This is a genomic window from Patulibacter medicamentivorans, from assembly GCF_000240225.1.
GTDB classification, from domain to species: domain Bacteria; phylum Actinomycetota; class Thermoleophilia; order Solirubrobacterales; family Solirubrobacteraceae; genus Patulibacter; species Patulibacter medicamentivorans.
Genome location: NZ_AGUD01000205.1, coordinates 1 through 24,527, shown reverse-complemented (window position 1 = coordinate 24,527; position 24,527 = coordinate 1). Strand labels below are relative to the sequence as shown.

At 74.6% G+C, this 24,527-nt stretch carries 24 protein-coding genes; 12 read left to right on the top strand and 12 right to left on the bottom strand.

The window, feature by feature from the left end; translation table 11 throughout:
* A partial coding sequence (locus tag PAI11_RS24420; RefSeq protein ID WP_138974293.1) for a helix-turn-helix domain-containing protein occupies positions 1–337 on the top strand: 337 nt, incomplete at its 5' end.
* Here the strand turns inward: PAI11_RS24420 and era are convergent.
* Genes era through PAI11_RS13085 form a run of 3 tightly spaced genes read right to left on the bottom strand, consistent with a single transcriptional unit; the run spans position 334 to position 2,796 of the window.
* A complete protein-coding gene (gene era / locus PAI11_RS13095; protein WP_007575445.1) occupies positions 334–1,311 on the bottom strand; it encodes a GTPase Era in 978 nt (325 codons plus the stop codon). The genes PAI11_RS24420 and era overlap by 4 nt on opposite strands.
* Positions 1,312–1,357: 46 nt before the next feature.
* Entirely contained in the window at positions 1,358–1,819 is a 462-nt protein-coding gene (gene ybeY, locus PAI11_RS13090; protein ID WP_007575443.1) for an rRNA maturation RNase YbeY, read from the bottom strand.
* Positions 1,816–2,796 (bottom strand): PhoH family protein, encoded by a 981-nt coding sequence (locus tag PAI11_RS13085; RefSeq protein WP_007575441.1) that lies wholly within the window; start codon positions 2,794–2,796, stop codon positions 1,816–1,818. Before PAI11_RS13085 ends, ybeY begins: the two co-directional genes overlap by 4 nt.
* A gap of 253 nt (positions 2,797–3,049) precedes the next feature.
* On the opposite strand from PAI11_RS13085, the gene PAI11_RS25495 reads away from it, so the two are divergent.
* Positions 3,050–3,553 carry an SHOCT domain-containing protein gene (locus tag PAI11_RS25495; RefSeq protein WP_007575439.1) on the top strand — a complete coding sequence of 168 codons (504 nt, stop codon included), beginning with the start codon at positions 3,050–3,052 and terminating at the stop codon, positions 3,551–3,553.
* A gap of 19 nt (positions 3,554–3,572) precedes the next feature.
* On the opposite strand, the gene PAI11_RS13075 is transcribed toward PAI11_RS25495, so the two are convergent.
* From PAI11_RS13075 to PAI11_RS13060, 4 genes are all read right to left on the bottom strand, one after another.
* Positions 3,573–4,484, bottom strand: coding sequence for a 50S ribosomal protein L11 methyltransferase (locus PAI11_RS13075; RefSeq protein WP_007575437.1), 912 nt, complete (start codon positions 4,482–4,484; stop codon positions 3,573–3,575).
* Positions 4,484–5,623: a molecular chaperone DnaJ gene (dnaJ, locus tag PAI11_RS13070; RefSeq protein WP_007575435.1), complete on the bottom strand. Its 1,140-nt coding sequence runs from the start codon at positions 5,621–5,623 to the stop codon at positions 4,484–4,486. Before dnaJ ends, PAI11_RS13075 begins: the two co-directional genes overlap by 1 nt.
* Positions 5,620–6,642 carry a heat-inducible transcriptional repressor HrcA gene (hrcA, locus tag PAI11_RS13065; RefSeq protein WP_007575433.1) on the bottom strand — a complete coding sequence of 341 codons (1,023 nt, stop codon included), beginning with the start codon at positions 6,640–6,642 and terminating at the stop codon, positions 5,620–5,622. The genes dnaJ and hrcA overlap by 4 nt, the downstream gene beginning before the upstream one ends.
* A 61-nt stretch (positions 6,643–6,703) precedes the next feature.
* The gene (locus tag PAI11_RS13060; RefSeq protein WP_007575431.1) at positions 6,704–7,087 is read right to left on the bottom strand and encodes a DoxX family protein; all 384 of its coding nucleotides are present in this window, start codon (positions 7,085–7,087) and stop codon (positions 6,704–6,706) included.
* Positions 7,088–7,235: 148 nt separating this feature from the next.
* Here PAI11_RS13060 and PAI11_RS13055 point away from each other — a divergent pair, with 148 nt between their 5' ends.
* Both PAI11_RS13055 and PAI11_RS13050 read left to right on the top strand, forming a co-directional pair.
* Positions 7,236–7,943: a hypothetical protein gene (locus tag PAI11_RS13055; RefSeq protein ID WP_007575429.1), complete on the top strand. Its 708-nt coding sequence runs from the start codon at positions 7,236–7,238 to the stop codon at positions 7,941–7,943.
* A gap of 75 nt (positions 7,944–8,018) precedes the next feature.
* Positions 8,019–8,960 carry a YihY/virulence factor BrkB family protein gene (locus PAI11_RS13050; protein ID WP_007575427.1) on the top strand — a complete coding sequence of 314 codons (942 nt, stop codon included), beginning with the start codon at positions 8,019–8,021 and terminating at the stop codon, positions 8,958–8,960.
* A gap of 15 nt (positions 8,961–8,975) precedes the next feature.
* On the opposite strand, the gene PAI11_RS13045 is transcribed toward PAI11_RS13050, so the two are convergent.
* Both PAI11_RS13045 and PAI11_RS13040 read right to left on the bottom strand, forming a co-directional pair.
* Complete coding sequence (locus tag PAI11_RS13045) at positions 8,976–9,404, bottom strand: MaoC/PaaZ C-terminal domain-containing protein (RefSeq protein WP_007575425.1); 429 nt, start codon at positions 9,402–9,404, stop codon at positions 8,976–8,978.
* Positions 9,404–9,850, bottom strand: a complete 447-nt coding sequence (locus PAI11_RS13040) for an FAS1-like dehydratase domain-containing protein (protein ID WP_007575422.1) — start codon at positions 9,848–9,850, stop codon at positions 9,404–9,406. The genes PAI11_RS13045 and PAI11_RS13040 overlap by 1 nt, the downstream gene beginning before the upstream one ends.
* A gap of 232 nt (positions 9,851–10,082) precedes the next feature.
* Between PAI11_RS13040 and PAI11_RS13035 the strand changes: the two genes are divergently transcribed.
* Positions 10,083–12,143 carry a hypothetical protein gene (locus tag PAI11_RS13035; RefSeq protein ID WP_007575420.1) on the top strand — a complete coding sequence of 687 codons (2,061 nt, stop codon included), beginning with the start codon at positions 10,083–10,085 and terminating at the stop codon, positions 12,141–12,143.
* A 182-nt stretch (positions 12,144–12,325) separates the two neighbouring features.
* Here PAI11_RS13035 and PAI11_RS13030 read toward each other — a convergent pair whose 3' ends face one another.
* A complete protein-coding gene (locus tag PAI11_RS13030; protein WP_007575417.1) occupies positions 12,326–13,120 on the bottom strand; it encodes an SDR family NAD(P)-dependent oxidoreductase in 795 nt (264 codons plus the stop codon).
* A 183-nt stretch (positions 13,121–13,303) separates the two neighbouring features.
* Here PAI11_RS13030 and PAI11_RS13025 point away from each other — a divergent pair, with 183 nt between their 5' ends.
* Positions 13,304–14,266, top strand: a complete 963-nt coding sequence (locus tag PAI11_RS13025) for a TolB-like translocation protein (protein ID WP_007575416.1) — start codon at positions 13,304–13,306, stop codon at positions 14,264–14,266.
* Between the two features lie 6 nt (positions 14,267–14,272).
* Here PAI11_RS13025 and PAI11_RS13020 read toward each other — a convergent pair whose 3' ends face one another.
* On the bottom strand, positions 14,273–15,877 hold the full coding sequence (locus PAI11_RS13020; protein ID WP_138974291.1) for a hypothetical protein: 1,605 nt from the start codon (positions 15,875–15,877) through the stop codon (positions 14,273–14,275).
* A 108-nt stretch (positions 15,878–15,985) separates the two neighbouring features.
* Between PAI11_RS13020 and PAI11_RS13015 the strand changes: the two genes are divergently transcribed.
* Positions 15,986–17,353 (top strand): hypothetical protein, encoded by a 1,368-nt coding sequence (locus PAI11_RS13015; protein ID WP_007575411.1) that lies wholly within the window; start codon positions 15,986–15,988, stop codon positions 17,351–17,353.
* Between the two features lie 75 nt (positions 17,354–17,428).
* On the opposite strand, the gene lepA is transcribed toward PAI11_RS13015, so the two are convergent.
* On the bottom strand, positions 17,429–19,264 hold the full coding sequence (gene lepA, locus PAI11_RS13010; RefSeq protein ID WP_007575409.1) for a translation elongation factor 4: 1,836 nt from the start codon (positions 19,262–19,264) through the stop codon (positions 17,429–17,431).
* A gap of 91 nt (positions 19,265–19,355) precedes the next feature.
* Here lepA and PAI11_RS13005 point away from each other — a divergent pair, with 91 nt between their 5' ends.
* The 5 genes from PAI11_RS13005 to PAI11_RS12985 all read left to right on the top strand — a co-directional run bounded on the left by PAI11_RS13005 (position 19,356) and on the right by PAI11_RS12985 (position 24,374).
* Positions 19,356–20,171, top strand: a complete 816-nt coding sequence (locus PAI11_RS13005; RefSeq protein WP_007575407.1) for an AAA family ATPase — start codon at positions 19,356–19,358, stop codon at positions 20,169–20,171.
* Between the two features lie 76 nt (positions 20,172–20,247).
* Entirely contained in the window at positions 20,248–21,654 is a 1,407-nt protein-coding gene (gad, locus tag PAI11_RS13000) for a glutamate decarboxylase (protein ID WP_007575406.1), read from the top strand.
* A gap of 64 nt (positions 21,655–21,718) precedes the next feature.
* Positions 21,719–22,492 (top strand): PadR family transcriptional regulator, encoded by a 774-nt coding sequence (locus tag PAI11_RS12995; protein ID WP_138974290.1) that lies wholly within the window; start codon positions 21,719–21,721, stop codon positions 22,490–22,492.
* Complete coding sequence (locus tag PAI11_RS12990) at positions 22,489–23,574, top strand: ATP-binding cassette domain-containing protein (RefSeq protein ID WP_007575402.1); 1,086 nt, start codon at positions 22,489–22,491, stop codon at positions 23,572–23,574. The genes PAI11_RS12995 and PAI11_RS12990 overlap by 4 nt, the downstream gene beginning before the upstream one ends.
* Entirely contained in the window at positions 23,571–24,374 is an 804-nt protein-coding gene (locus PAI11_RS12985) for an ABC transporter permease (RefSeq protein WP_007575400.1), read from the top strand. The genes PAI11_RS12990 and PAI11_RS12985 overlap by 4 nt, the downstream gene beginning before the upstream one ends.
* Positions 24,375–24,527: the final 153 nt, after the last annotated feature.

Here is a 24,527-nt window from a genome sequence, read left to right as displayed (position 1 = left end):
GCGGGCGGCCGACGGCCTGGCCGCGGTCGGGGCGCACGGCTGGGCGGCGAGCCCCAACCGCGAGCTGCGTCGCCTCGGTCGCCGCCGGACCCGCGCGCGCACCGGAGCCGCCTCCGGACCGGCGGCGCTGACCGACCGCGAGCGGCAGGTCGCGGACCTCGTCCGCTCGGGCTGCAGCAACCGCCAGATCGCCGAGCGCCTGTTCGTCAGCGAGAAGACCGTCGAGCGGATCCTCTCGACCGTCTTCGACAAGGTCGGCGTGCGCAACCGGACCGCGCTCGCGTCGCTGGTCGAGGCGGCCCGCGCGTCGGACGCCGCCGAGCGCGCTCGCCGCTAGTCGATCTCGAGCCGGTCGAGCGCGCTGTCGTCGCTGCGCCAGTTGCGCCGGACCTTGACCTGCAGGTCCAGGTGGACCTTGGTCCCCAGCTCGCGCTCGAGCTCCTTGCGGGCGGCCGTGCCGACGTTGCGGATCATCCGGCCGCCGGCGCCGATCAGGATCCCCTTCTGGGACGGCGACTCGACCCAGGCGTTGGCCACGATCACCGTCAGGTCCGCCCGCGGGCGGTCGAGCTCCTCGATCGCGACCTCGACCGCGTGCGGGACCTCCTGGAACGTCCGGCGCAGCACCTGCTCGCGGATCAGCTCGGCCAGCAGGACGTGCTGGGGCTGATCGGAGTGCTCGTCGATCGGGAAGTAGAACGGGCCTCGCGGCAGCAGCGTGACCAGGTGGTCGAGCAGCGGCTGGACGCCCTTGCCGGTGCGGGCCGAAATCGGGAAGACGTCCTCGCTGACCTCGAGCTCGGCGGCCGCCACCAGCACCGAGACGGTCGCGGGCCGATGCAGGCGGTCGACCTTGTTGACGGCGATCACGACCGGGACGTGCAGGTCTCGCAGCTGGCTGGCGATGTAGCGGTCGCCCGGGCCGACGCCCTCCTCGCCGTTGATCACCATCAACGCGATGTCGGCGTCGCGCATCTCGGACTGGACCCGCTTCTGCATCCGGCCGGTCAGCGAGTCGAGCGGCCGCTGGACCCCGGGCAGGTCGACGAGCACCAGCTGCGCGTCGTCCCGGGTCAGCACGCCGCGGATCGCGCGGCGCGTGGTCTGGGGCTTGTCGGACGTGATCGCGACCTTGGCGCCGACCAGCGCGTTGGTCAGCGTCGACTTGCCGGCGTTCGGCCGCCCGGCGAAGGCCACGAACCCCGAGCGGGTCGTGATCGAATCGAGGTCGACGAGTGGCTCCCCGGTCGGGATCGGGATCTCGACGCCGAGCTCCTGGTCGTCCGCGGGGCTGTCGGGGGACTCGTCCACCGGCCGATTGTCGCAGGGGCCGCGCGCCCGCCGTGGCCCGCCCCGCCTAGCCCGGCGCCGGCGCCCACTCCAGGATCTGGGCCTGGACGGCCAGCATCTCGCCGCTGTCGGTCTCGTGGTCGAAGCCGACGAGGTGCAGGACGCCGTGGACGACGGCCTCGCGCAGGTCGATGGTGTGCTCGGGGCAGATCACGACGTCGCCCAGCTCGCGGGCGCCGACGGCGGGGCCGGCGCCGTCGATCGGGAACGACAGCACGTCGGTCGGCTTGTCCTTGTCGCGGTGCTCGCGGTTGAGCTGGTGGATCGTCTGCTCGCCGACGATCGAGATCGCGACGTGGCCGTCGACGACCCCGGCGGCGGCCGCCGCCGTCTCGACCAGCCGCCGCAGGTCCTCGCCGGTCGGCAGGCCCGCGGGCGCCCGCCCGCCGACCTCGTCCAGCTCCAGCTCGATCTCGATCGCCGACGACCCGCCGGAGCCGGCCGGCTCCGGCGGTCCCTGGTCGCTCACGCGCGGCGACGCTCGCCGCGCCGCTCGACCGCGCGCGCCGGGTGCAGCTCCGGCGCCTGGGCCTCGGCGTGGGCGTCGTAGGCGTCGACGATCCGCTGCACCAGCTTGTTGCGGACGACGTCGTCGCGCTTGAAGCGGACGAACTCGACGCTGTCGACCTCGTCCAGCACCTCGGCGACCGCGACCAGCCCGGAGCGCTGCTCCTTCGGCAGGTCGACCTGGGTGATGTCGCCGGTGATGACCATCTTCGACCGGTAGCCCAGTCGCGTCAGGAACATCTTCATCTGCTCCGGCGTGGTGTTCTGCGCCTCGTCGAGGATGATGAAGGCGTCGTTGAGCGTGCGACCGCGCATGAACGCCAGCGGCGCGACCTCGATCACGCCGCTCTCCAGGTAGGCCGTCACCCGCTCGGGGTCGAGCATGTCGTGGAGCGCGTCGAAGAGCGGCCGCAGGTACGGGTCGATCTTCTGCATCAGGTCGCCGGGGAGGAAGCCCAGGCGCTCGCCCGCCTCGACCGCCGGACGGGTCAGGATGATCCGCTTGACCTCGTGCCTGGCGAGCGCGGCGGCAGCCGCCGCGACCGCCAGGAAGGTCTTGCCGGTGCCGGCCGGGCCGATCCCGAACGTGACCGTGTTGGCCCGGATGGCGTCGACGTAGTGCTTCTGCAGCGCGGTCTTCGGCGCCACGCGGACGTCGTTGTGCTGCCAGACGACGTCGTCCAGCATCTCGGTCGGTCGCTGAGCGGCCGCGAGCGCGCTGCCCACGGCGGGGATGGTCCCCGCCTCGAGCCGGTGGCCGCGCTCGGCCAGGGTGGTGAGCTCGCGGACGACGGTCGCAGCACGCTGGACCGCCTCCGCCTCGCCGTCGAGCGTCAGCTGGTTGCCGCGCAGGAAGACGTCGCAATCGACGTGCTCCTCGAGCGCGCGCAAGCCGGCCTCGCCGGCATCGCTGAGCTGTACGGCAACCTCGTACGGCACTTCCAGCCGTCGCCTCAGGAGAGTCCCTCCGGGTGTCGTGCGCCGCGGTGCGTCCCGCCGAATCGGTCGGCGGGACGGTGCCTCGGGAGGGCAGCCGCAGGGCGGTTCATGCCTTTCGATCATACGCCCCACCCGGACGGATCACACCGCGATGACAGACCCTTCACGCGCGGGCGGCGGGTTCGACTCCGTGACCGCGCCGGGGTGGCGCGGGACGGGTGACGGGCGCGCCGCGGCCGCGTATGCTCGCGCCATGTTCGGGGGGAAGAAGCGCCGCCAGGCGCAGGCGCTGATGGAGAGCGGCGCCCGCGCCGTCGGAACGGTCGTCGACGTGGCCGACACGGGGATGACGATCAACGACAACCCGCGGGTCCGGCTGACGTTCCGGATCGAGCCGCTCGACGGCTCGCCCGCGTTCGAGGGCGTGAAGACGGCGACGGTCTCGCGGGTCGCGATCCCGCGGATCGGCGGCCGCTACCCGGTCTACTACGACGCCGGCGACCCGTCGACGTTCGCCTACGTCGGCGGCGTCGACGGGTCGGAGGGCGCGCGCACGATCGTCGCCCAGTTCGGCGACGCGTTCGGGGCGGACGGCAGCGGGATCGGCCAGCCGGCCCCGGTCGCGCCGCCGGCGAGCGCTCCCGCGCCTGCGGCGGACCCGATCGAGCAGCTGCGCAAGCTTGGCGAGCTGCGGGCGTCCGGCGTCCTGACCGACGCCGAGTTCGAGCAGCAGAAGGCGCGGATCCTCGGGGGCTGAGCGAGGCCTCGCCGCGGCCTCAGCCGCGGCGCAGCAGCAGCGCCGCCCACTCGCCGTCGTCGCGGCGGTCGGCCTCGACCAGGCCCAGCCGCCCGAACGCGGCGGCGACGCCGTCGGCCTCGGCGACCAGCAGCCCGGACGCGATCAGCGCCGCCGGGACCGTGACGGCGCCGTCGCCGTCGACGAAGCCGTCGGCGGCCACCCGCAGCAGCAGCGGGCGCAGCAGGTTGGCCAGCACCAGCGCGTCGGCCGCGCCGGCGGCGGGGCCCGGGATCGTCGACGCGCCGTCGCGCAGCAGGTCGAAGCGATCGGCCGTCACGGTCACGCCGTTGACGGCCGCGTTCTCCAGCGTCGCCTCGACCGAGGCCCGCTCGTGGTCGACGCCGTGGACCGGTCCCCAGCCGAGCTGGGCGGCCGCCACCGCCAGCACGCCGGAGCCGCAGCCGAGGTCGAGGACCGGGGCGCGGCCGATCGCGCCCGGCCGGCGGTCGGAACCGGTCGCGACCGGTTGGGGGTCCTCGCCGGCCAGTCCCACCAGCAGCTCCAGGCAGAGCCGCGTGGTGCCGTGGCCGCCGGTGCCGAAGGCCCGGCCCGGGTCGACCACCAGCTCGAGGACCGACGGGTCCCCGTGCGGCGGCGCCCACGGCGGACGCACGTGCAGCCGCTCGGCGATCAGGACCGGCTGGTGGAAGGCCCGCCAGCGGTCGGCCCAGTCGTCGGCGACCTCCTCGGAGGCCACCTCGACCAGGGCCCCGCCGATCGCGGCCCGGAACGCCGGCAGCGTCGGCAGCTCGCCCGGCGTCCCGTAGACCGCGTACTCGATCGTGTCGCCGAGGTCGCGCTCCTCGACGCCGGAGGGCGCCAGCTCGACGATCTCGGCCAGCACCAGCTCGGCGTCCGCGCGGCGGACCCGGAACGCCAGCCGGATCATCAGTGCTTGTGCCGCCAGAGGCGCCGCAACCGGCCGACGACCGACTCGTCGTCGTGCAGCTGGCGATCCTGGATCGAGTCGGCCAGCTCCTCGAGCAGTTGCTTCTGGCGGGCGTCGAGGTGGCGCGGGATCACGACGTCGACGACCACGTGGAGGTCGCCGCGACGGCCGCCGCCGACGCGCGGCATCCCGCGGCCGCGGAGCGTGATCGTGGTGCCGGGCTGGGTGCCCGCAGGGACCTCGACGTCGAGCGGCTCGTCGAGCGCGTCGACCGTCACGCGGTGGCCGAGCGCCGCCCGCGGGGCGGGGACCGGGATCACCGTCACCAGGTCGTCGCCGTCGCGCACGAACCGCTCGTGGGGGCGGACGCCGACCACGACGTAGAGGTCGCCGTCCGGCGCGCCCGGCTCGCCCTGGTGACCGCGGCCGGCCAGCCGGATCCGCTGGCCGTCGGCGATCCCGGCCGGCACGTCGACGGTCAGGGTCCGCGCGGTCGGCTTCATCCCGCGGCCGCGGCAGTCCGGGCACGGCTGCTCGGGCACCTGGCCCTGGCCCTGGCAGACGTCGCAGGTGACCCGGCGGACCATGTCGCCGAAGGGGGTCCGGCTGACCTGGTCGAGGACGCCGTGGCCACCGCAGCGCGAGCAGGTCGACAGCTTCGATCCCGGTGCCGCCCGACGCCCGTCGCAGGTGCCGCAGCGGGCGACGATCTCGACCTCGACCTCGACCTTGGTGCCGGTCAGCGCCTGGGCCAGGTCGAGCGTCGTCTCGACCGCGACGTCGCCGCCCGGCCGCGGGCCGGGGCGGCCGCCGCCACCGGCGCCGCCGAACGCCTGCCCGAAGACCGCGCCGAAGAGGTCCGAGAGCGACCCGAAGCCCTCGAAGCTCGGGCCCATCCCCCGCTGTCGCAGGCCGTCGTGGCCGTAGCGGTCGTAGGTCGAGCGCTTCTCGGGGTCGGAGAGGATCTCGTTCGCCTCGGCGACCTCGCGGAACCGCTCCTGCGCCTCGGGGTCGTCGGGGTTGACGTCGGGATGGAGGGTCCGCGCCAGCCGACGGAACGCCTTCTTGATCTGCGTCTCGTCGGCGTCGCGGTCGACGCCGAGGACCTCGTAGGGATCGCGGGGAACGGTCTGGCTCATGCGTTGTCGTACAGATCCTCGACGTAACGGGACAGCTGGAAGGCGACGTCGCGCACGGAGCGGATCGCGCGCGGGTAGTCCATGCGGACGGGGCCGATCACCGAGACGCTGCCCAGCCGCCGCTGCGGCGGGCCGTAGCCCGCGGCCACGACGGCCAGCGAGCGCAGCGCGGGCAGCGGATTCTCGGCACCGATCCGGACGGTCACGTCGGGGCTCTGGAGCGCGTGGCGCAGCAGGTGCAGCAGGGTCGCGCGCCGCTCCAGCTCGTCGACCAGCGCGTCGAGGTGGGCGACCTCGGCCGAGCGCGACGCGTGCATCAGGCGGGCGGCGCCGGAGACGTAGACGTTGCCGGTCGTCTCGCCGGTCGCCCCGAGCCCGTCGAAGGCCGGGCGCAGCGCCTCGAGGAAGCGCAGCTCGCTGGCGCCCAGGCCCGGATCCTCCAGCCGCGCCCGCAGCATCCGCGCCCCGAGGCCGATCCCGGCCAGGCGGTCGTTGAGGTACTCCTTCGCCCACGACGCGAGGCCGGAGTCGACGGCGTCGGGGAACGCGACGATCCGCTTGGCGACCTCGCCGGCCGAGGTGATCACCACCACCATCACGGTCCGCGGCTGCAGCAGCAGCACCTCGACGTGCCGGATCGTGGCGGTCGTGACCGGCGGCGCGGTGACGACGGCGAGCAGGTCGGTGACGGCGGAGAGCGTCTCGCTCGTCATCCGCATCGCCTCGTCGACCTCGCGCTGGACCAGCTCCAGGTGGACCCGATCGCCGCCGTCGACGGTCGGCAGCAGGTGGTCGACGAAGTAGCGGTGGCCGGCGTCCGTCGGGACTCGGCCGGCCGACGTGTGGGGATGGTTCAGCAGCCCGTGCTCCTCGAGCTGGGCCAGCTCGTTGCGGATCGTCGACGGGCCGAACCCCAGGTCCGGGTCGGCCGACAGCAGCTTGCTGCCGACCGGCAGGCCGGTCTCCCCGAAGCGGGTGACGACCTTCTGGAGGATCAGCTCCTGGCGGGGCGAGAGCATCCGAACCCCGATCGTACCGAGGGTTCGAGCGTTTCCCATCGCCGCCGGGCCGCTCGCGGGCTCAGCGGCGAGCACGGGCCTCGGCGGCGGCCAGCAGCAGGCCGGCGCCGACGGCGAGGTTCGTCACCAGCGCGGTGCGGTGGACCGTCCGGGCCTGCGGGTCCTCCATCCGCCAGAACGGGTGGACGCCGTAGGTCGCGGCGGCCAGGCAGGCGGTCAGGGTCGCGGCGCCGGCGATCGGGGCGATCCCGAGGCTGAGCGCCACGCCGCCGCCGACCATCGCCGCCGAGGTGGCGGGCACGGCGACCTCGGGGAACGGGACGCCGGCATCGCGGGCGACGGCCGTCAGCCCGGCGGGGTCGCGCAGCGTGCGCCAGCCGCCGGTGATGAAGCCGGCGCTCAGGAGCGGGCGGGCGATGACGGTGGTCAGGGGCGCGCGGGACATGGCAGGGCACCTCGATCGGGGGGACGGGCAGGAACGCGGAAGCCGCGGCGACACCGTAGCGCCGGGCGTCGCCGGCGCGGTCGGCTGCGGCGATCGTTCGCCGCCGTTGATCCGGCGTTGGGGCGGGCCTGCGATGGTCCGCGGCTCGATGATCGTCTTCGCCCTGCTGGCCGTCGAGCTGGTCTGCGTCTACGTCCTGGGCCGGCGCGTGCTCGACCGGCTGGTGGCGCGCGCGGCCCACGGGCCGGCGCCGCGCCGCTGGCTGACGTGGGGCCTCCTCGCCCCCGGCGTGGCGCTGCACGAGAGCGCCCACGCGGTCACCGCGACCGCGCTGCTGGGGTCGGTCGAGCGGTTCGTGCCGTTCCGGCCGCGGCCGATGGCCGACGGCGGGGTGCTGCTCGGCGAGGTCCGCTACCGCGCCTCGCGCCTGCCGCTGCTGGGCGGGCCGATCGGCCGCGCGGCGATCGGGCTGGCGCCGCTGGTGCTGGTGCCGCTGGTCGTCTACGTCGCAGGCTGCGCGCTGGTGCCGGGCGTCGCCGTCGGCGACGACCCGCAGCGGCTGGCCCGGCAGCTGGTCGACGACGGGCTCTCGGTCGGGGTCGCGATCTGGCTGCTGATCGCGCTCAGCGCCAGCATCGGCCTGCTGCCCTCGCGGATCGACCACCAGGACCTTCCCCGGGCGCTGGGGCTGCTGGCCGCGGTCGCGTTGATCTGGCTGCTGTGGCGCGGCGGGATCGACGCCGTCGAGGGCCGGCGGCTGCTGACCGACGCCGCCGGACCGGCCGCGTTCGCGGCCCAGCTGCTGGCGCCGTCGGCGGTCGTGGCGCTGGTCGGGGCGCTGCTGCTGCGGCCCTGAGGCCGCGCCACGGCGTTGGCGCGCCGACATCCGGCCGACGGCGTATCCATCCATCCGCCAAGCTGCCCGGGTTCGATGCGCCGCCTCGTCGCCATCCTCAAGCGCACCGTCATCGCGTTCTACAACGACCAGATGACGCAGCATGCCGCGGCCCTGACCTACTACGGGCTGATGTCGCTGTTCCCGACGCTGCTGCTGGCGATCTCGCTGCTGGGCCTGATCGGGCAGTACCCGGAGACCTACGACACGATCATGGACTACCTGCGCGACGTCGCCCCGCGGTCGGTCGTCGTGCCGATCGACACGTCGCTCCACAACGCCCTCAACAACAAGGGCGGCGCGGCGACCGGCCTGGTGATCAGCGTCGTCGTCGCGCTCTACGGCACCACCGGCGTGCTGGAGTCCGCGCGGCGGGCGCTGAACGTCGTCTTCCGCGTCGAGAGCGGGCGCAGCTTCCTGCACCGCAAGACGCTCGACGTCGGCTTCACCTTCGTGCTGATGACGCTGGCGCTGGCGACCGGCGTCTTCATCGTCGTCGGCGGCGGGCTGGCCGACGACCTGCTCGGCTACATCGGCCTCGACGAGAGCGCGCGGACGATCTGGTCGATCGTCCGCTGGCCGGCGGCGTTGTTCAGCGCGATGCTCGGCTTCTCGCTGATCTACTACATCACCCCCGACGTCAAGCACCGCGCGTTCCACCTGGTGACGCCGGGGGCGCTGGCCGGGGTGCTGCTGTGGCTGCTGGTCAGCTACGCGTTCTCCCAGTACTTCTCGAACGTCTCCGGCGCCAGCGCCCTCTACGGCGCCTTCACCGGGGCGATCCTGGTCGTCGTCTGGCTGTGGCTGACGAGCGTGGCGCTGCTGGCCGGCGCCGAGCTGAACGAGGCGATCGAGCGCGAGCGGGAGCTGGCGCGAGCGGCCGAGGCCGTCGACCGCCCGACCGGGCCGGACGCCGAGCCCGAGCAGCTGCCGACGGCCGAGGTCCCGGACGAGACGCCCTTCCAGGGCGGCTGGTAGCTCGCCTTTCGGCGGCTAGCCGACCCGCAGCTCGGCCACGCCGTTGCGGACGATCCGGGTGCTGCCCTGCTTGGCGGTCGCCTTGACGGTCGCGACGCCGTCCTCGACCGCGTCGACCGTCGAGGAGACGAGGACCTCCTGCTCGGGGACGCCCATCCCGCGGAACTCGACCTTCAGCCGCAGCAGCGCCGACGGGCCCTCGAGCCCGGCCGCGCGCGCCGCCTCGGTCTGGGCGCGGGCGACCTGGGCCATCGTCCAGAGGCCGTGCAGGATCCGGCCGGGCAGTCCGACCTGCTTGGCGAAGTCCTCGTCGATGTGGATCGGGTTGAAGTCGCCCGAGGCGCCGGCGTAGCGGACGGTCGCGTAGCGGTCGGGGGTGATCGTCAGCTCGGGCAGCTCGCTGCCCGCCTCGAAGCGGACGGGCGGGGTCGGGGTCTCGCTCATCAGGCTGCTCCTCGCACGATGTTGGTCCAGACGCCGGTCGAGACCAGCTCGCCGGCGACCGTCGAGCGGTGGCCGAAGACGTAGTAGGTCAGGTTGGCCGACTCCAGCTGGCGGACCTCGTCCAGCGTCACGACCGTCGTGACCTCCTCGCCGGCGATCAGCGGGCGCTCCCAGCGGAACTCCTGGCCGCCGTGGACGAGCCGCGGGAAGTCGATCCCGACCTCGGGGTCGAACATCGCCCGGCCGAGCGGCTCGGACGCGTAGACGACCACGAACATCGGCGGCGCCACCAGGTCGGCGTGACCGGCGGCGCGCGCGGCGGCGAGGTCCAGGTACAGGGGATCGGTCTCCCCCACCGCACGGGCGTACTCGCGGATCTTCTCGCGCCCGACGACGTAGGTGAGCGGCGGGTACTGCTTGCCCACCGGGGCGGTGCTGTCGGCCACGCTGGCTGGTCCTCGGTTCGGGGGAACGGCGGTCGGAGGCCGGTCGGCGACCGCTGGTCGCGGTCGGCGGTCCGGGCGCGGCGATGCTATCCGGCGCCGCGGCCGTGCCCGAGACCCGCGGCGGCGACGACCCCGCGGTCGTCGGGGAGCGCGGCCCGCGGCACCCCAGGGGTTTCCCCGATCCGACCTCGACTTCCGCACGACGGCACTCGGATCCGCCACCATCCGGCTCGTGTCCCCGTCCCGGTCCGTCCGACACCTGCGACCCGCGCTGCTCGCGACCGCCGCCCTGGCCGTCCCGATCGGCCCGGCGCTGCTGAGCCCGCTCGCCTCGGCCGCCGATCCGGTGGTCCCGGCCGAGCAGCAGCTGCAGGGCGCCGCCCCCGCCGACCTGTGGTCGGTCGCCGACGCCGTGGTCGCGCCGATCGACGGGCAGTGGAGCTCGAGCGCCGGCGCCTACGTGGTCAACGGGGTGCCGCGGGCCCGGCTCAACGCCGAGATGCTGCTGGTCCACGCCTACGCCGCGATCGGCGACCGCCCGAGCGCCGGCGGCGGACGCCACGACGACCGGATCGAGCCGCTGGTGCGGCTGCTGACCGGGCCGATGTACGTCGCGACGCTCGAGGGCAAGGTGACGCAGGCCCCGGAGGCGGGCCACAGCGTGACCACCCACGCCCCGGGCTTCGCGGACGCCTCGGGCAACGTCAACACGATGCACCAGTCGCTCGACGCGGTCGTGATGCGGGCGCTGGCCGCCGCCTGGCGGGCGCGGACCGCGGCGCACCTCTCGCCCGAGGTCCAGGCCCTGATCCGGGACCGCGTCTCGGCCGTCGCCCGCTCGCCGTTCTGGCGCTCCCCCAGCCGGCTGCTGAACCAGATCAACTGGAACGCCGACGTCTACGCCGCCGACGCGACCGTCACCGGCGACCCGACGCTGCTGCGCGAGGACTACCGGGCCCAGCTGCAGTGGTTCCTCGCCCGTGCCCGCAAGACCGCCTACCCGAAGGGCGACACGAACCTGGCCAGCGGCCTCGGCTTCCACTACCTGCCGAACCGGCCGCCGAGCACCTCGACCAACCGCTCCGACACCGCCGAGTACGCCAACATCGCCTACGGGGCCCTGGCCTACTACGACCAGGCGCTGCAGGCCGGGATGGCGCCGCTGTCGGCCGGCGAGCGGCGGCTGCTGCGCGACTGGACGCGCCGGATCGCCTACGGCAACTGGACCAACGCCGGCTACCTCAACTGGGACTCCGGCAAGGGCGTCCAGCGGCTGCACCTGACGCAGTACTGGTTGCTGGCCCTGCGCGGGTTCGTCGCCGGCGCCAGCGGCTCGGCCTCGGCCGGCTGGCTGCCGGAGCAGGCCGAGACCGCGCGCTGGCTGCTGCACCAGGCGGTCGCGCACTACCAGCAGCGCGCCGCCGAGTCGCGCTCGGTGATCCTGCCGGCCGCCTCCTTCGGGATGACCGGCAGCAACCTGGTCAGCGACAGCTTCGACGGGCTGACCGGGACCGCCCGCTTCGCCTCGACCCTGGCCGAGCTGGCCGACCGCGGGCTCGCCGGCGGGACGGGCAGCGCGCTGCCGGCGGCCGTCAGCCACGACGCCGACCTCGGCCGGCTGGCGGTCACGACGCCGCGGCTGTCGACCGCGATCCTCGCCCCCTGGTCGCCGATGCGAGTCGGCGGACTCGAGCCCGCGCGGCTGCTCGACGGCGCCGCCCGGCCGCTGACGGGGATCGGTGGCAGCGGCCCCGGCAGCCTCGGCCTGACCCTGCGCTCCGGCGCCAGCACCCTGATCGAGACCGAGCCGGGCAAGCCGCGCAAGAGCGAGTCGGCCCTGAAGGTGCCCGCCGCCAACCGCAACGCCTCGCGAACGCTGTCGGGGACGCTGACCGTCTCGGGCACCGACTCCGCGAGCCGCCTGGGCCTGACGGTCTCGCACCGGATCAGCACCGCCGCGATCCGCACCACCTACACGATCCGCAACAGCCGGCCGGGGACGGTCACCGCCGAGCTGCGGATCCCGACCTACGGCAAGGGCAGCGGGTCGCTGACCGTCGGCCAGAAGCTGAGCGCCACCGCGCTGGCGCGGCAGCGCGCGATCGTCGCGCCGAGCGGCGGGCGGTTCACGCTCGGGCTCAAGGGGCTGCCGCGCGGGGCCACCGGCCAGGTCGTCAAGGTCGCCGCGCAGAAGGGCAACCCGACCCCGGGGCCGCAGCTGCGGATCCGCTTCACGGTGCCGAGCGGGACCACCCGGGTCCAGCGGCTGATCAAGGTCCCGGCCGCGGGCTGAGGGCGGTGGGCGGCTGACGGCGACGGACGGCTGAGGGCGGCGGACGCCGTTGGGACGTTTCGGTCGCCCAGGGTCCGGAACGTCACATCGACCGACGCGGTCCCACCGCGCCGGTCTACCCCTTGGGACGTTCCGGTCGCTCAGGGTCCGAAACGTCGCGCCGGCCGGCCCGTCCCGCCGAGCTACAGGTAGAACGGCACCGAGCCGCCGTCGACCGACCAGGCGGCACCGGCGGTGAAGCCGGCCCGGTGCGAGGCCAGCAGCACGATCGCGTCGGCGATCTCGTCGGGGGTGCCGAAGCGACGCAGCGGCACGCGGGCGCGGGCGCTCTCCAGCGCCTGCTCGCGGGTCACGCCGGCGGCGGCCGCCGCCTGGTCGGCGAGCCCGCCCGGCTGCAGCCACATCTCGCCGTCGATCGGCCCCGGGGCGACCGCGTTGACCCGCACCCCGCGCGGCGCCAGATGGTCGGCCCAGGCCCGCGAGAGCGCCAGCTGCGCAGACTTGGTGACCCCGTAGGCCATGTTGCCCGGCGACGGGCGCTTGCCCGACGAGGACGACACGAGGACCGCGCGGCCGCCGCGCGGCGCCGACACCAGCGCGTCGCTGGCCGCCAGCAGCAGCCGCTGCGGCGCCAGCACGTTCAGGCGCCACTGCTGCTCCCAGTCGGCCTCGGTCAGCTCCTCCGGGCGGGCACGGCGGCTGGCGCCGGCGGCCATCACGACCGCGTCCAGCCGGCCCAGCTCGGCCAGCGCCGCCGCGACGATCCGCTCGCCGGCGTCGAGGTCGCCCACGTCGACGGCCGCGAACGCGTGAGGACCGCCGGGCAGGCCGGCGACCGCCGCCCGCAGGCGCTGCTCGTCGCGGGCGACCAGCAGCACGTGCGCGCCCTCCTCCGCCAGGCGCCGCGTGACCGCCGCCCCGATCCCGCTCGTCGCCCCGGTCACGACGATGGTCTCTCCGGTCAGCTCCAGGTCCATGACGACATCTTCGCGCGCCCGCAGCGGGACCGCCCGCCGCCGGCCCGGCGCCGCCCAGCGGCGACCGCGGCCGGCGGCACGTCGTTCGCGGCGGTGTGCGAGGCTCCGGCGATGTTCGTTCGGAGGGGAGTCCGCAACGCCGCCCGGCGGCCGCTCGCAGCAGGCCGCGTACGGCCGCTCATCGTGGTCGCGGCCGCCGCGGCCGGAACGCTGCTGGCGACCGTCCCGGCCGACGCCGCGACCGTGATCCAGCGGTCGTCGGACGGCGCGATCCTGGTCCTGAACCCGACGCCGGCCGATCGCAAGCCGCCGCGGCTGGTCGGCTTCGGCCGCTGCCCGGTGCTGACCCCCGACGGCCAGACGGTGGTCTTCTTCGCCCCCGACGACAAGTCGCTGGTGGCCGCGCCGGCCGCCGGCGGGCCGACCCGGCTGCTGGCCGGCGGGGTCGGCGCGACCCCGTCGTGCGCGCGCCAGGCGGTGGTCTCTCCCGACGGCTCGACGGTCGCGGCCCAGACCAGCAGCCGGCGGGTCGTGGTGGTGCGGCTGGCCGACGGCGCCCGGACGAACGTCGGCACGACGACCGTCTCGCAGCTGGCGCTCGCCCCGGGCGGCGGCTCGGTGCTGGTCGACCGCAACGCCCGCGGCGGCGGGATCGACATCTTCAGCGTCCGCGCGAGCACGCGCACCAAGCGCCGGGCCCTGACCAACGACCGCGTCAGCTTCGCCCCGACCTGGGCCGGCGGACGGGTCGTCTACTCGCGGATCCAGGACGGGCGCTCGACCCTGCGCTCGCTGAGCGCGAAGACCCGCAAGTCGCGGCTGCTGATCCGGCGGCCGAAGGGCTGGCTGCTGACCGCGACCGGGATCGGGCCGAACGGCGCCGTCGTCCTGGCGAGCACCCAGCGGTTCAGCGAGCGGAAGGGCAAGCTGATCGCCAAGGGCCCGGTCTCGATCGGGACCGTCGACACCCGCAAGCGCAAGGTTCGGTGGCTGGCGCTGCCGGTCGGCGAGCAGCCGATCAGCGGGGTCGACGCCGGGGCCGCGGCCCTGACGATCACCCCGACCGGCGAGCTGGTGCGGATGGACCTGGCGACCGGGGCGCGGACGGTCGTGGCGACCGGGGTGGCGTCGGCCGGCGGGATCTAGGCCCGCTCAGCAGCCGGTCAGCGGCGTCGGCGCGGCGTGGTCGGGGCCGCCGGTCAGCAGGTTGACCGGCATCCCCAGGTCGAGGACGTCGCTCAGCAGCTCCTGGAGGCTGCGGGGCGGCGGCGGGTGGCCGTCGCGGCCGAGGCTCCAGCACTGCCGCGGGAATCGCAGGGCGGTGGCTGTCGCCAGCGCCGGCGCGTTGGTGAAGCGGCGGCCGCCGAGCGGTCCGTCGAGCACCGCGCGCAGCGCCGGGTCGCGGGCCGCCGCGGACGCGCGGACGGCCGCCGGGACCTCGATCTGCCCCAGGTAGCCGCGCGGCGTCGCGTCGAGCCCGGGGCCGCGGGTCGCCTGGCGGATCGCCTCGACCAGGTGCAGCGGCAGCTCGAGCGTGGCGCCGGAGGGCGCGCGCAGGCGCAGGGTGGCGGGCGAGCAGGCGACCGACAGGTCCGGGACCTCGACCTCGACGTCGCCGATCCGGGCGCGGTAGGCGGCGGTCGCGGGCGCGCCGAGCGGCGCCGGACGGCGATCGTCGGAGAGCGGCCGGCCCGGCAGCGGCTCGTCGCTGCGGACCCAGTTCCAGCGCGCCGCGTCGATCCGCTTCTGCCAGACGCCGGTGTGGCCGGCGCGGTTGCGGCCCGCGACCCGCAGCAGCCGCTGCGGCTCGTCGAGCCCGGTGACGACGACCGAGATCGCCGAGGTCAGCGGCCGGTCGATCGGCGGCTGGGCGCGCCAGCCGGCCCGCGGCAGCCGGATCGCGCTCGCCGGGGTCGCGTCGCCGTAGCCGTACTTCAGCAGCAGCGTGTTGGCCCCCGAGAGGTCGAAGTCGAAGGTCCGGGTGTACAGCTCGCCGTGCTCGCCGATCACCATCACGGTGGCGCCGCCGGCCGCGATCCCGGCGGCGCGGAAGCGACCCTCGCGGGGGCCGCAGAGCTCGTAGCTGCCGTCGGTCGGCAGCCACGGGTCGTCGTAGGTGATCCGCTGTCCGCCGGCCCGCAGCTCGTAGAGCGTGCCCGCGCCGGCGGTGTTGCGCAGGCCGCCGGTGGCGTCGCGGAAGCGGTAGGCGCCGGTGGTCGACGACGCGCTCCAGGCGATCGTGTCGGCCGGCAGCCGCAGCCGCTCGCCGAAGCCGAGGATCGGCCCCCAGCGCATCGACCAGTCGAACCGCTCCGGTCCGGCGTCGGCGCGCGAGGTGGTGAGGACCTCGCGGTCCTCGGTGACGACCAGCAGCCAGTCGCGATCGGCGTCGATCGAGGCGATCCGCCCGGCGAAGCAGGCCGGCAGGACCACCGCGCCCCACGGGCCGGCCGGCGTGGCGCCGCGCTTGCGGGTGCGGAAGTAGAGGTCCCCGTCGCGGGTCGCGTAGTCGTAGCGGGCGTTGAACGCCTCGGCCCCGCCGCCGCCGAGCAGCAGCGTCCGCGGCAGCCGTCGCGCGACGCCCGGCGGCAGCCCGGCGGTGGCGCCGGACTCGGGATTGCGCCAGGTCAGCGGCTGGGTCAGGTGGAGCGTCAGGCAGCTCTGCTCCCGCGTCGGCGGTGCCGCGCGCGACGGCGCGACCGGCGCCACGACCACGAGCGTCGCCACGGCGGCGACGAGGACCCACATCCCCCTCATGCGTCGGCATCGTGGCAGAGCCGGCGGGGGGCCGCTCGCCGAATCTTGGGGGTCTGTTCCGGGAAGGCCCCCAATTCGGCCGACGCGGGCCGGACCTACGGTCCCAGCATGACCCTCCCCCTGTCCCGCTCAGCGCGCCCGCTCGGCCTGGCGCTCGTCGCGGCCCTGGCGATCCCGGCCACGGCCGACGCCTCGTACCGCTGGGGCTCGGCCTCGGGCTTTCCCGCGACCGACGCCGTCGAGTGCGCCACCACCTGCACCGTGGCCCAGGAGCGCTACGCCAACCAGGGCCTCGCGGACATCCTCGGCACGCCGGCCCAGGGCGTCGTGACCAGCTGGCGGCTGGACGGCGCGACCGCCGGCGGACAGGCGCGGCTGCGCGTGCTCGGCGGCCCCGGCGCCGGCGACTGGGCCCCGGTCACCGGCTCGATCGCCAACGCCACCCGCCTGCCGGTGCGGGCCGGCCAGCTGATCGGCGTCGACTTGGCGGGCGCCAGCGTCGCGTTCGTCCCGGCCGCCTTCCCGAGCGACGCCGACCTGGTGCGGATCTGGACCCCGGCCGCGGCCGACGGCGCGGGCGCGACCGGCGGCAGCACCCGCCAGGGCTACGTCGGACTCGAGCTGGAGATCGAGCCCGACGCCGACGGCGACGGCTTCGGCGACCAGACCCAGGATCCCGATCACGGTCGTCCGGCCCCGGGCGACGACCCGGGTGGAACGCCCGACCCCGGCGGCTCCGGCCAGCCGGGCGACGGAGCGCCGGCGGTCCCCGCCGCCGGACCGGTCGTCCGCCTGCCCGGCGCGGCGACCGCGAGCCGCAAGGGCGCCGTGGCGGTGACCGTGGCCAACCCCTACCGGCAGCCGATCGGCGGCACGGTGCGCGCCCTCAGCGGCCGCCGGACGGTCGCGTCGGCCAAGGTCCAGGTGGCCGCCGGCGGCGAGCGCCAGGTGACGCTGCGGCTGTCGAGCGCGGCCCGCCGGACCCTCACGCGCAAGCGCCGCCTGTCGCTGCGCCTGAGCGCGGCGCTGAAGGCCGCCGGCGGCCGGACGCGGACGACGACCAGGACGGTGGTGGTCCGCGTGGCCAAGGCCGGCGGCGGCTCGAAGCCCTCCGGCGGTGGTGGCGTCGACGGCACCTACCGCGGCTCCGGCGGCCAGGTGATGGTGGTCAGCGGCGGCAAGGTCACGAACTTCAACGGCTCGATCAGCCTCTACTGCACCCGCTCGGGCAAGCAGAAGTTCGTCACCTACGCGATGGTCGCCGACGATCCCGATCCGACCGTCGGCGGCGACGGCCGCTTCGCCTGGGAGGCGACCAAGGGCTACGGCTTCCAGAAGCTGAAGTTCGACGGCCGGATCAGCGGCTCGACCGCCACCGGCAAGCTCGTCGTCGAGGACCGCTCGCCGCTGCTGGGGACCGGCAGGATCGAGTTCGACTACTGCTTCGCCGGCCAGGAGTGGACGCTGAGGCGCTGAGCGCGACGCCGCGCTCGATCGCGCCGGGCGGGTGGGCCCGGCGCGATCGCCCAGCCGCCAGCGGCCACCCCGGCGCTACTTGTCGTCGCCCAGCTCCAGCACCGCCAGGAACGCCTCCTGCGGCACCTCGACCCGGCCGACCTGCTTCATCCGCTTCTTGCCGGCCTTCTGCTTCTCCAGCAGCTTGCGCTTGCGGGAGATGTCGCCGCCGTAGAGCTTGGCGGTGACGTCCTTGCGGTACGCCTTGACCGTCTCGCGCGCCAGGATCCGGCCGCCGATCGCGGCCTGGATCGGCACGTCGAACATCTGCCGCGGGATCTTCTCCTTGAGCTTCTCGGTGAACTTCTTGCCCATCTCCTGGGCCTTGGTGCGGTGCACCAGCAGCGAGAGCGCGTCGACCGGCTCGCCCGAGAGCAGGATGTCGAGCTTGACCAGGTCGCTGGCGCGCAGGCCGATCGGCTCGTAGTCCAGGGACGCGTAGCCGCGGGTCCGCGACTTCAGCTGGTCGAAGAAGTCGAGGACGATCTCGCCCAGCGGCACGTCGTAGGTCAGCTGGACCCGGTCGGCCGAGATGTACTGCATCCCCTGGTGCTCGCCGCGCTTGTCCTGGCAGAGCTCCATCGTCGTCCCGACGTACTCGGTCGGAGTCAGGATGTGGATCTTCACGTACGGCTCGCGGACCTCCTTGATGAAGGTCGGATCCGGGTACGCCGACGGGCTGTGGATCTCCTGGATCGTGCCGTCGTGCAGCTCCAGCTCGAAGCCGACCGACGGCATCGTCGCGATCAGGTCCAGGTCGTATTCGCGCTCCAGCCGCTCGCGGACGATGTCCATGTGCAGCAGGCCGAGGAAGCCGATCCGGAAGCCGAAGCCGAGCGCGTCGGACGTCTCCGGCTCCCAGGCCAGCGCGGCGTCGTTGAGCGACAGCTTCTCGAGCGCGTCGCGCATGTCGGGGTACTGCGCGTTGTCGGTCGGGAACAGGCCGCAGAAGACCATCGGCTTGATCTCGCGGTAGCCGGGCAGCGGCTCCTGCGCCGGCACCAGCTTCTCGCCCTGACCGCGCACCTGCGCGCGGTGGGTGATCGTGTCGCCGACCCGCAGCAGCATCACGTCCTTGATGCCGGTGATCACGTATCCGACCTCGCCGGGGCCGAGCTCGTTGATCGGCACCATCTGCGGGCTGAAGATCCCCAGCTCGTCGACGTCGGCCTCGGTGCCGGCCGCCATCGCGGTGATCTTGTCGCCCTTCTTGAAGACCCCGTCGACGACGCGGATGTAGGCGACGACGCCGCGGTACTGGTCGAACTCGGAGTCGAAGATCAGGGCGCGGGCCGGCGCGTCGCGGTCGCCGCCCGGGGCCGGCACCGTCTTGACGAGCTGGTTGAGGACCGCCTCGACGCCCTCGCCGGTCTTGCCCGAGATCCGCAGGATCGAGTCGGCGTCCTCGCCGAGGAGGTCGGCGACCTCGGCCCCGACCCGCTCGGGCTCGGCGCCCGGCAGGTCGATCTTGTTCAGGCAGGGGATGATCTCCAGCCCCGCGTCGACCGCCAGGTAGGTGTTGGCCAGCGTCTGGGCCTCGACGCCCTGCGAGGCGTCGACGACCAGCAGCGCGCCCTCGCAGGCCTGCAGCGAGCGCGACACCTCGTAGGTGAAGTCGACGTGCCCGGGCGTGTCGATCAGGTGGAACATGTACGTCTCGCCGTCGTCGGCGTCGAAGTACACGCGCACCGCCTGCGACTTGATCGTGATCCCCCGCTCGCGCTCGAGCTCCATCGAGTCGAGCAGCTGGTCCTGCATGTCGCGGTCGGCGACGGTCTCGGTCAGCTCGAGGATCCGGTCGGCCAGGGTCGACTTGCCGTGATCGATGTGGGCGATGATCGAGAAGTTGCGGATCTTGGACTGGTCGGCCATGCGGAACGACACAGGGTACGGATGCCCGCCCACCCGGCGTCGGCCACTGCCTGCCCGCAGCGCGGGCCGGTCCCCGTGCGATCCTGCGGGCATGGTCCACCGGTCCGCCCGCGAGCGACGGGAGATCCTGCGCGGGATCCGCGAGCGGGCCTCCGGCAGCGAGCCGCTGGTCCGGACGGTGCGGCTGCCCGACGGCGCCGGCGACGACCTGCTCGGCTACGCCGCCGCCGTGCCGGCCGTCCAGGCGCTGCGCGGTGACGGCCTCGACCTGCACCCCGAGGTCACGTTCCTGGTCGGCGAGAACGGCTCGGGCAAGTCGACGCTGGTCGAGGCGATCGCGGTCGCGGCGGGCCTCAACCCGGAGGGCGGGAGCAGCCAGATGCGGATGTCCACCCGCGTCTCGCACGCGCCACTCGGCGACCACCTGCAGCTGGTCCGCGGCGGCCGGCGGCCGCGGACCGACTTCTTCCTGCGGGCCGAGAGCGTCTTCACCGTCGCCACCGAGCTGGACCGGATCGCCGAGGAGCCCTACGCCGGCGACGTCCTGGGCCCCTACGGCGGGGTCTCGCTGCACGAGCTGTCCCACGGCGAGTCGTTCCTGGCGATCGCCGGCAACCGCTTCGGCGGCGACGGCTTCTACGTCCTCGACGAGCCCGAGGCGGCGCTCTCGGCCCAGAACCAGCTGACCCTGCTGCGGCGGATCCACCAGCTCGTCCGCGAGGGGTCGCAGTTCGTGATCGCCACCCACTCGCCGCTGCTGCTCGCCTATCCCGGCGCCCGGATCCTCGGCTGCGACGAGGACGGCCTGCGCGAGCTGGCCTACGACGACGCACCGGCGGTCGCCCTGACCCGCAGCTTCCTCGCCGCGCCGGAGCGCTTCGTCGACCGGCTGCTCGCCGACGACTGAGCCACGGCGACCGTCGCGCCGCGCCGAGGGCGCCACGCCCCTTGACCCCGGCCGGCCGGTCCCGTAGGGAGCAGGCATGCCCCTGCACCCCGCCACGCGCCCCGACCGCTCGGCCGACCTGGCGATCAACCCGCTCTACGCCCGCGAGCCCGGCGCCATCCCCCGCCACGCGCTGCCCGACGGCAGCATGGACCCGCGGGTGGCGCAGCGGATCGTCGAGGACGAGCTGCTGCTCGACGGCAGCGCGCGGCTGAACCTGGCGACCTTCGTCACCACCTGGATGGAGCCGGAGGCCGACGAGCTGATGGCCCGCTGCCTGTCGAAGAACATGATCGACAAGGACGAGTACCCGCAGACGGCGGAGCTGGAGGCCCGCTGCGTGGCGATGCTGGCCCGGCTGTGGTCGGCGCCGGACGCCGACGGCGACCCCGTCGGCTGCTCGACGACCGGCTCCAGCGAGGCCGCGATGCTGGCCGGCCTGGCCCTCAAGCGCCGCTGGGAGCAGCGACGTCGCGACGCCGGCCTGCCGACCGACCGGCCGAACATCGTGATGGGAGCCAACGTCCAGGTCTGCTGGGACAAGTTCGCCCGCTACTGGGACGTCGAGCCGCGGCTGGTGCCGATGGAGGGCGAGCGCTTCCACCTGGGAGCCGCCGAGGCCGCCGCCGCCTGCGACGAGCGGACGATCGGCGTCGTCGGGATCCTCGGATCGACCTTCGACGGCAGCTACGAGCCGATCGCCGGGATCGCCGCCGCGCTCGACGACCTGCAGCAGCGGACCGGGCTCGACGTGCCGCTGCACGTCGACGCGGCCTCGGGCGGGTTCGTCGCCCCGTTCCTGGATCCCGAGCTGGCCTGGGACTTCCGGCTGCCGCGGGTCGCCTCGATCAACGCCTCGGGCCACAAGTTCGGGCTCGTCTACCCGGGCGTCGGCTGGGCGCTCTGGCGCGACCGCGACGCGCTGCCCGAGGAGCTGGTCTTCCGGGTCAGCTACCTCGGCGGCGACATGCCGACCTTCGCGCTCAACTTCTCGCGCCCCGGCGCCCAGGTGGTGGCCCAGTACTTCACCTTCCTGCGGCTGGGGATCGACGGCTACCGGCGGGTCCACCAGGGCTGCCGCGAGACCGCGATCCACCTGGCCAAGGGGTTCGCGGGGACCGGCGCCTTCCGGGCCCTGACCGCCGGCGACGAGCTGCCCGTGTTCGCGGTGACCCTGGCCGACGACGTCACGGCCTTCAGCGTCTACGACGTCTCGGCGGCGCTGCGGGAGCGCGGCTGGCTGGTCCCCGCCTACCCCTTCCCGCCCGACCGCGAGGACCTGCACGTGCTGCGGGTCGTCGTCCGCAACGGCTTCAGCGCCGACCTCGGCGAGCTGCTGCTGACGGACGTCCGGCGTGCCGTCGACCGACTGGCGCGGCAGCCGGCCCCGGTCCGCGGCGCCGAGCACGCCGACTTCTCGCACGGGGGGCATCGCCGAGGCTGACTGGCCGGGCGCGCCCGGCGCGCGACGATCACTTCATTCAGATTAGTTTGCTAGAACTATTCGGGTGAAAGTGAACCACGCGACGCTCGTCGTGCTCGCCCTGCTGCGCAGCGAGCCGATGCACGGGCACCAGATCCGGCGCGTCGCCGAGCTCGTCAACCTCAGCGAGTGGGCCGAGGTCTCGACCGGCGCGATCTACAACACGCTGCGCCGGCTGGCCGACGACGGCTCGATCGTCGCCGTCCGCACCGAGCAGGAGGGCAACCGCCCGCCGCGCACCGTCTACGCCCCGACCGAGGCCGGCCTGTACGAGCTGGAGCGGCTGCGCGAGGTCGCGCTCAGCCAGCCGATCCCCGATGCCTCGGTGATGCTGGCGCTGATCTTCACCGCCCCCGGCAGCGACCCGGACGAGCTGCGCGAGCTGCTGCGGGTCCGTCAGGCCGCACTCCGCCGCCAGCACGAGGATCTGGTCCACCTGCGCCAGCGCAAGGACGCCCAGGGCGCTCCCGTCACCGCCGCGATGGCCTTCCGCGCCTGGGAGATGCAGCTCGCCGCCGCGGTCGCCTGGCACGACGAGGTCGACGGCCGGATCGAGGAGCTGTGCGCCCCCGAGGCGATGATCCGCACCCCCGACCACCGCCGCGCCGCAGACCCCGGCATCCCGCGCGGGGCCCGCGCCCGCGCCCAGGCCCGGGCCGCCGCGGCGGCCGCCCGGGAGTCGAACCCCTCCCCCGCCGGCGCCGCCGAGGACGGCGCGCCCGGGACCCCCTCTACCGTCACCCCGTCCGCCGGCCCCGAGCCGGACGCCGGACCCGACACCAGGAGCACCCCGTCGTGAGCACGACGACCACCACGGCGCCGCCCGGCGCCCCCGACCGGCCGCTGGCGATCGACGCCCGCGGCCTGATCAAGCGCTACGGCGACGTCGAGGCCCTGCGCGGGCTCGACCTGCAGGTCCCGGCCGGGACCGTCTTCGGCCTGCTCGGCCCCAACGGCGCCGGCAAGTCGACGACCGTGAAGATCCTCACCACGCTGGCCGCCCCGACCGGCGGCAGCGCCACGGTCGCCGGCGCGGACATCCTGCGCGAGTCCGGCGCGGTCCGGCGGCGGATCGGCGTCGTCTCGCAGGCGTCCGGCACCGACAAGGCGCTGACCGGCCGCGAGAACCTCGTCCTCCAGGGCCGGATCCACGGGATGGGCAAGGCCGAGGCCCGCGAGCGCGCCGACGAGCTGCTGACCCGGCTGCGCCTGGACGACGCCAGGGACCGGGTCGTCAGCGGCTACTCGGGCGGCATGCAGCGGCGAGTCGACATCGCGACCGCCCTGATGCACCGCCCGCAGGTGCTCTTCCTCGACGAGCCGACGACCGGCCTCGACCCCGAGATCCGCGCCGACCTGTGGCAGGTCGTGCGCGAGCTGGCCGACGACGGCATGACCGTCCTGCTCACCACCCACTACCTGGAGGAGGCCGACCAGCTGGCCGCCGAGCTGGCGATCGTCGACCGCGGCCGGGTCGTGGCCAAGGGCACCCCGGCGGCGCTGAAGGCCGAGCTGCGGGGCGACGCGATCGTCGTCGAGCTGGCCGCGCCGGCGCCGGAGGGCCTCGACGTCGAGGCGCTGCTGCGCGACGCCGCCGGCGGCCTCGGCGAGATCACCGTCGACGGGCCGACGATCCGCGCCCGGGTCGACCGCGGCGCCGGCGCGACGCCGCAGGTGCTGCAGGCGCTCGAGGCGCGGCAGCTGGCGGTCGCCTCGATCACGCTCTCGCGCCCGTCGCTCGACGACGTCTACCTGCGCTGCACCGGCCGTGCCTTCAGCGCGGCCGACCAGGCCGGAGCCGCCGCGCCGGCCGGCCGCGGCGGGCGCGACGCGACCCGCTCCGCCCCGTCCCCCGTCGCCGCCTCGGAGGAGTCCCGATGAGCACCACCCTCGCCCAGAGCCGCCATTTCGCCTACCGCGCCCTGCTCAGCCTCTGGCGGCAGCCGTGGTGGATCGCCGTCACCCTGATCCAGCCGATCGTCTGGCTGGTGCTGTTCGGCGCGCTGTTCAAGAGCGTCACCCAGATCCCCGGGTTCGCCGGCGACGACTTCACCCAGTTCATCGCCCCCGGCGTGATCGTGATGACCGCGTTCTTCTCGGCCGGCTGGGCCGGGATGGGCCTGCTCAACGACATGCAGGCCGGGGTCGTCGACCGCTTCCTGGTGACGCCCGCGAGCCGCTCGGCGCAGCTGATCGGCCGCACCGCCCAGGGCGCCGTGACCGTGATCGTGCAGTCGCTGATCATCGTCGGCCTGGCGTTGCTGCTGGGCGCGTCGTTCCCGGGCGGGGTGATCGGGATCCTGGTCCTGCTGCTGGTGGCGGTGCTGCTGGCGGTGGCGGTCGCGGCGCTCTCCTACGCGCTGGCGCTGGCCAGCGGCAAGGAGGAGACGGTGATCGCGGTCATGAACTTCTTCATGCTGCCGCTGACCTTCCTCTCGACCTCGTTCCAGCAGAAGCAGCTGATGCCGGACTGGATGCAGACGGTGACCGACCTCAACCCGCTCAACTGGGGGATCGAGGCGGCCCGCAGCGCGACCCTCGACGTGCCGGTCGACCTGTCGGCCGGCGGCGGCGCCGACTGGGGCGAGATCGGGCTCCGGGCCGGCGGCCTGGTCGTCCTGGCGCTGGCCTGCCTGTGGGTCACCAACCGCGCCTTCCGCGCCTACCAGCGGCAGGTCTGATCCGGACGCGGTCGCCGGCGGCTCAGTGCCGGCGGCGGCCGCGGCGCGACCCGCGCGACCCGCTCTGGCGGGCGCGCTCGCGCTCCGCCATCCGCTCGAGCGCCGCCTCGCGCGCCGCCATCATCTGCCGCGCCTCCGCGCGCCGGGCCTCGC

Excerpts from the sequence above, each read along its gene's own strand:
- PAI11_RS13050 (WP_007575427.1), top strand. The coding sequence starts at position 8,019 with ATGCGCCGCCTCGTCGCCATCCTCAAGCGCACCGTCATCGCGTTCTAC.
- gad (WP_007575406.1), top strand. The coding sequence starts at position 20,248 with ATGCCCCTGCACCCCGCCACGCGCCCCGACCGCTCGGCCGACCTGGCG.
- PAI11_RS12985 (WP_007575400.1), top strand. The coding sequence starts at position 23,571 with ATGAGCACCACCCTCGCCCAGAGCCGCCATTTCGCCTACCGCGCCCTG.
- PAI11_RS13060 (WP_007575431.1), bottom strand. The coding sequence starts at position 7,087 with ATGTCCCGCGCGCCCCTGACCACCGTCATCGCCCGCCCGCTCCTGAGC.
- PAI11_RS13005 (WP_007575407.1), top strand. The coding sequence starts at position 19,356 with ATGGTCCACCGGTCCGCCCGCGAGCGACGGGAGATCCTGCGCGGGATC.
- dnaJ (WP_007575435.1), bottom strand. The coding sequence starts at position 5,623 with ATGAGCCAGACCGTTCCCCGCGATCCCTACGAGGTCCTCGGCGTCGAC.
- lepA (WP_007575409.1), bottom strand. The coding sequence starts at position 19,264 with ATGGCCGACCAGTCCAAGATCCGCAACTTCTCGATCATCGCCCACATC.
- PAI11_RS25495 (WP_007575439.1), top strand. The coding sequence starts at position 3,050 with ATGTTCGGGGGGAAGAAGCGCCGCCAGGCGCAGGCGCTGATGGAGAGC.
- PAI11_RS13075 (WP_007575437.1), bottom strand. The coding sequence starts at position 4,484 with ATGATCCGGCTGGCGTTCCGGGTCCGCCGCGCGGACGCCGAGCTGGTG.
- PAI11_RS13020 (WP_138974291.1), bottom strand. The coding sequence starts at position 15,877 with ATGAGGGGGATGTGGGTCCTCGTCGCCGCCGTGGCGACGCTCGTGGTC.
- hrcA (WP_007575433.1), bottom strand. The coding sequence starts at position 6,642 with ATGCTCTCGCCCCGCCAGGAGCTGATCCTCCAGAAGGTCGTCACCCGC.
- PAI11_RS13055 (WP_007575429.1), top strand. The coding sequence starts at position 7,236 with ATGATCGTCTTCGCCCTGCTGGCCGTCGAGCTGGTCTGCGTCTACGTC.
- PAI11_RS13015 (WP_007575411.1), top strand. The coding sequence starts at position 15,986 with ATGACCCTCCCCCTGTCCCGCTCAGCGCGCCCGCTCGGCCTGGCGCTC.
- PAI11_RS13045 (WP_007575425.1), bottom strand. The coding sequence starts at position 9,404 with ATGAGCGAGACCCCGACCCCGCCCGTCCGCTTCGAGGCGGGCAGCGAG.
- PAI11_RS13030 (WP_007575417.1), bottom strand. The coding sequence starts at position 13,120 with ATGGACCTGGAGCTGACCGGAGAGACCATCGTCGTGACCGGGGCGACG.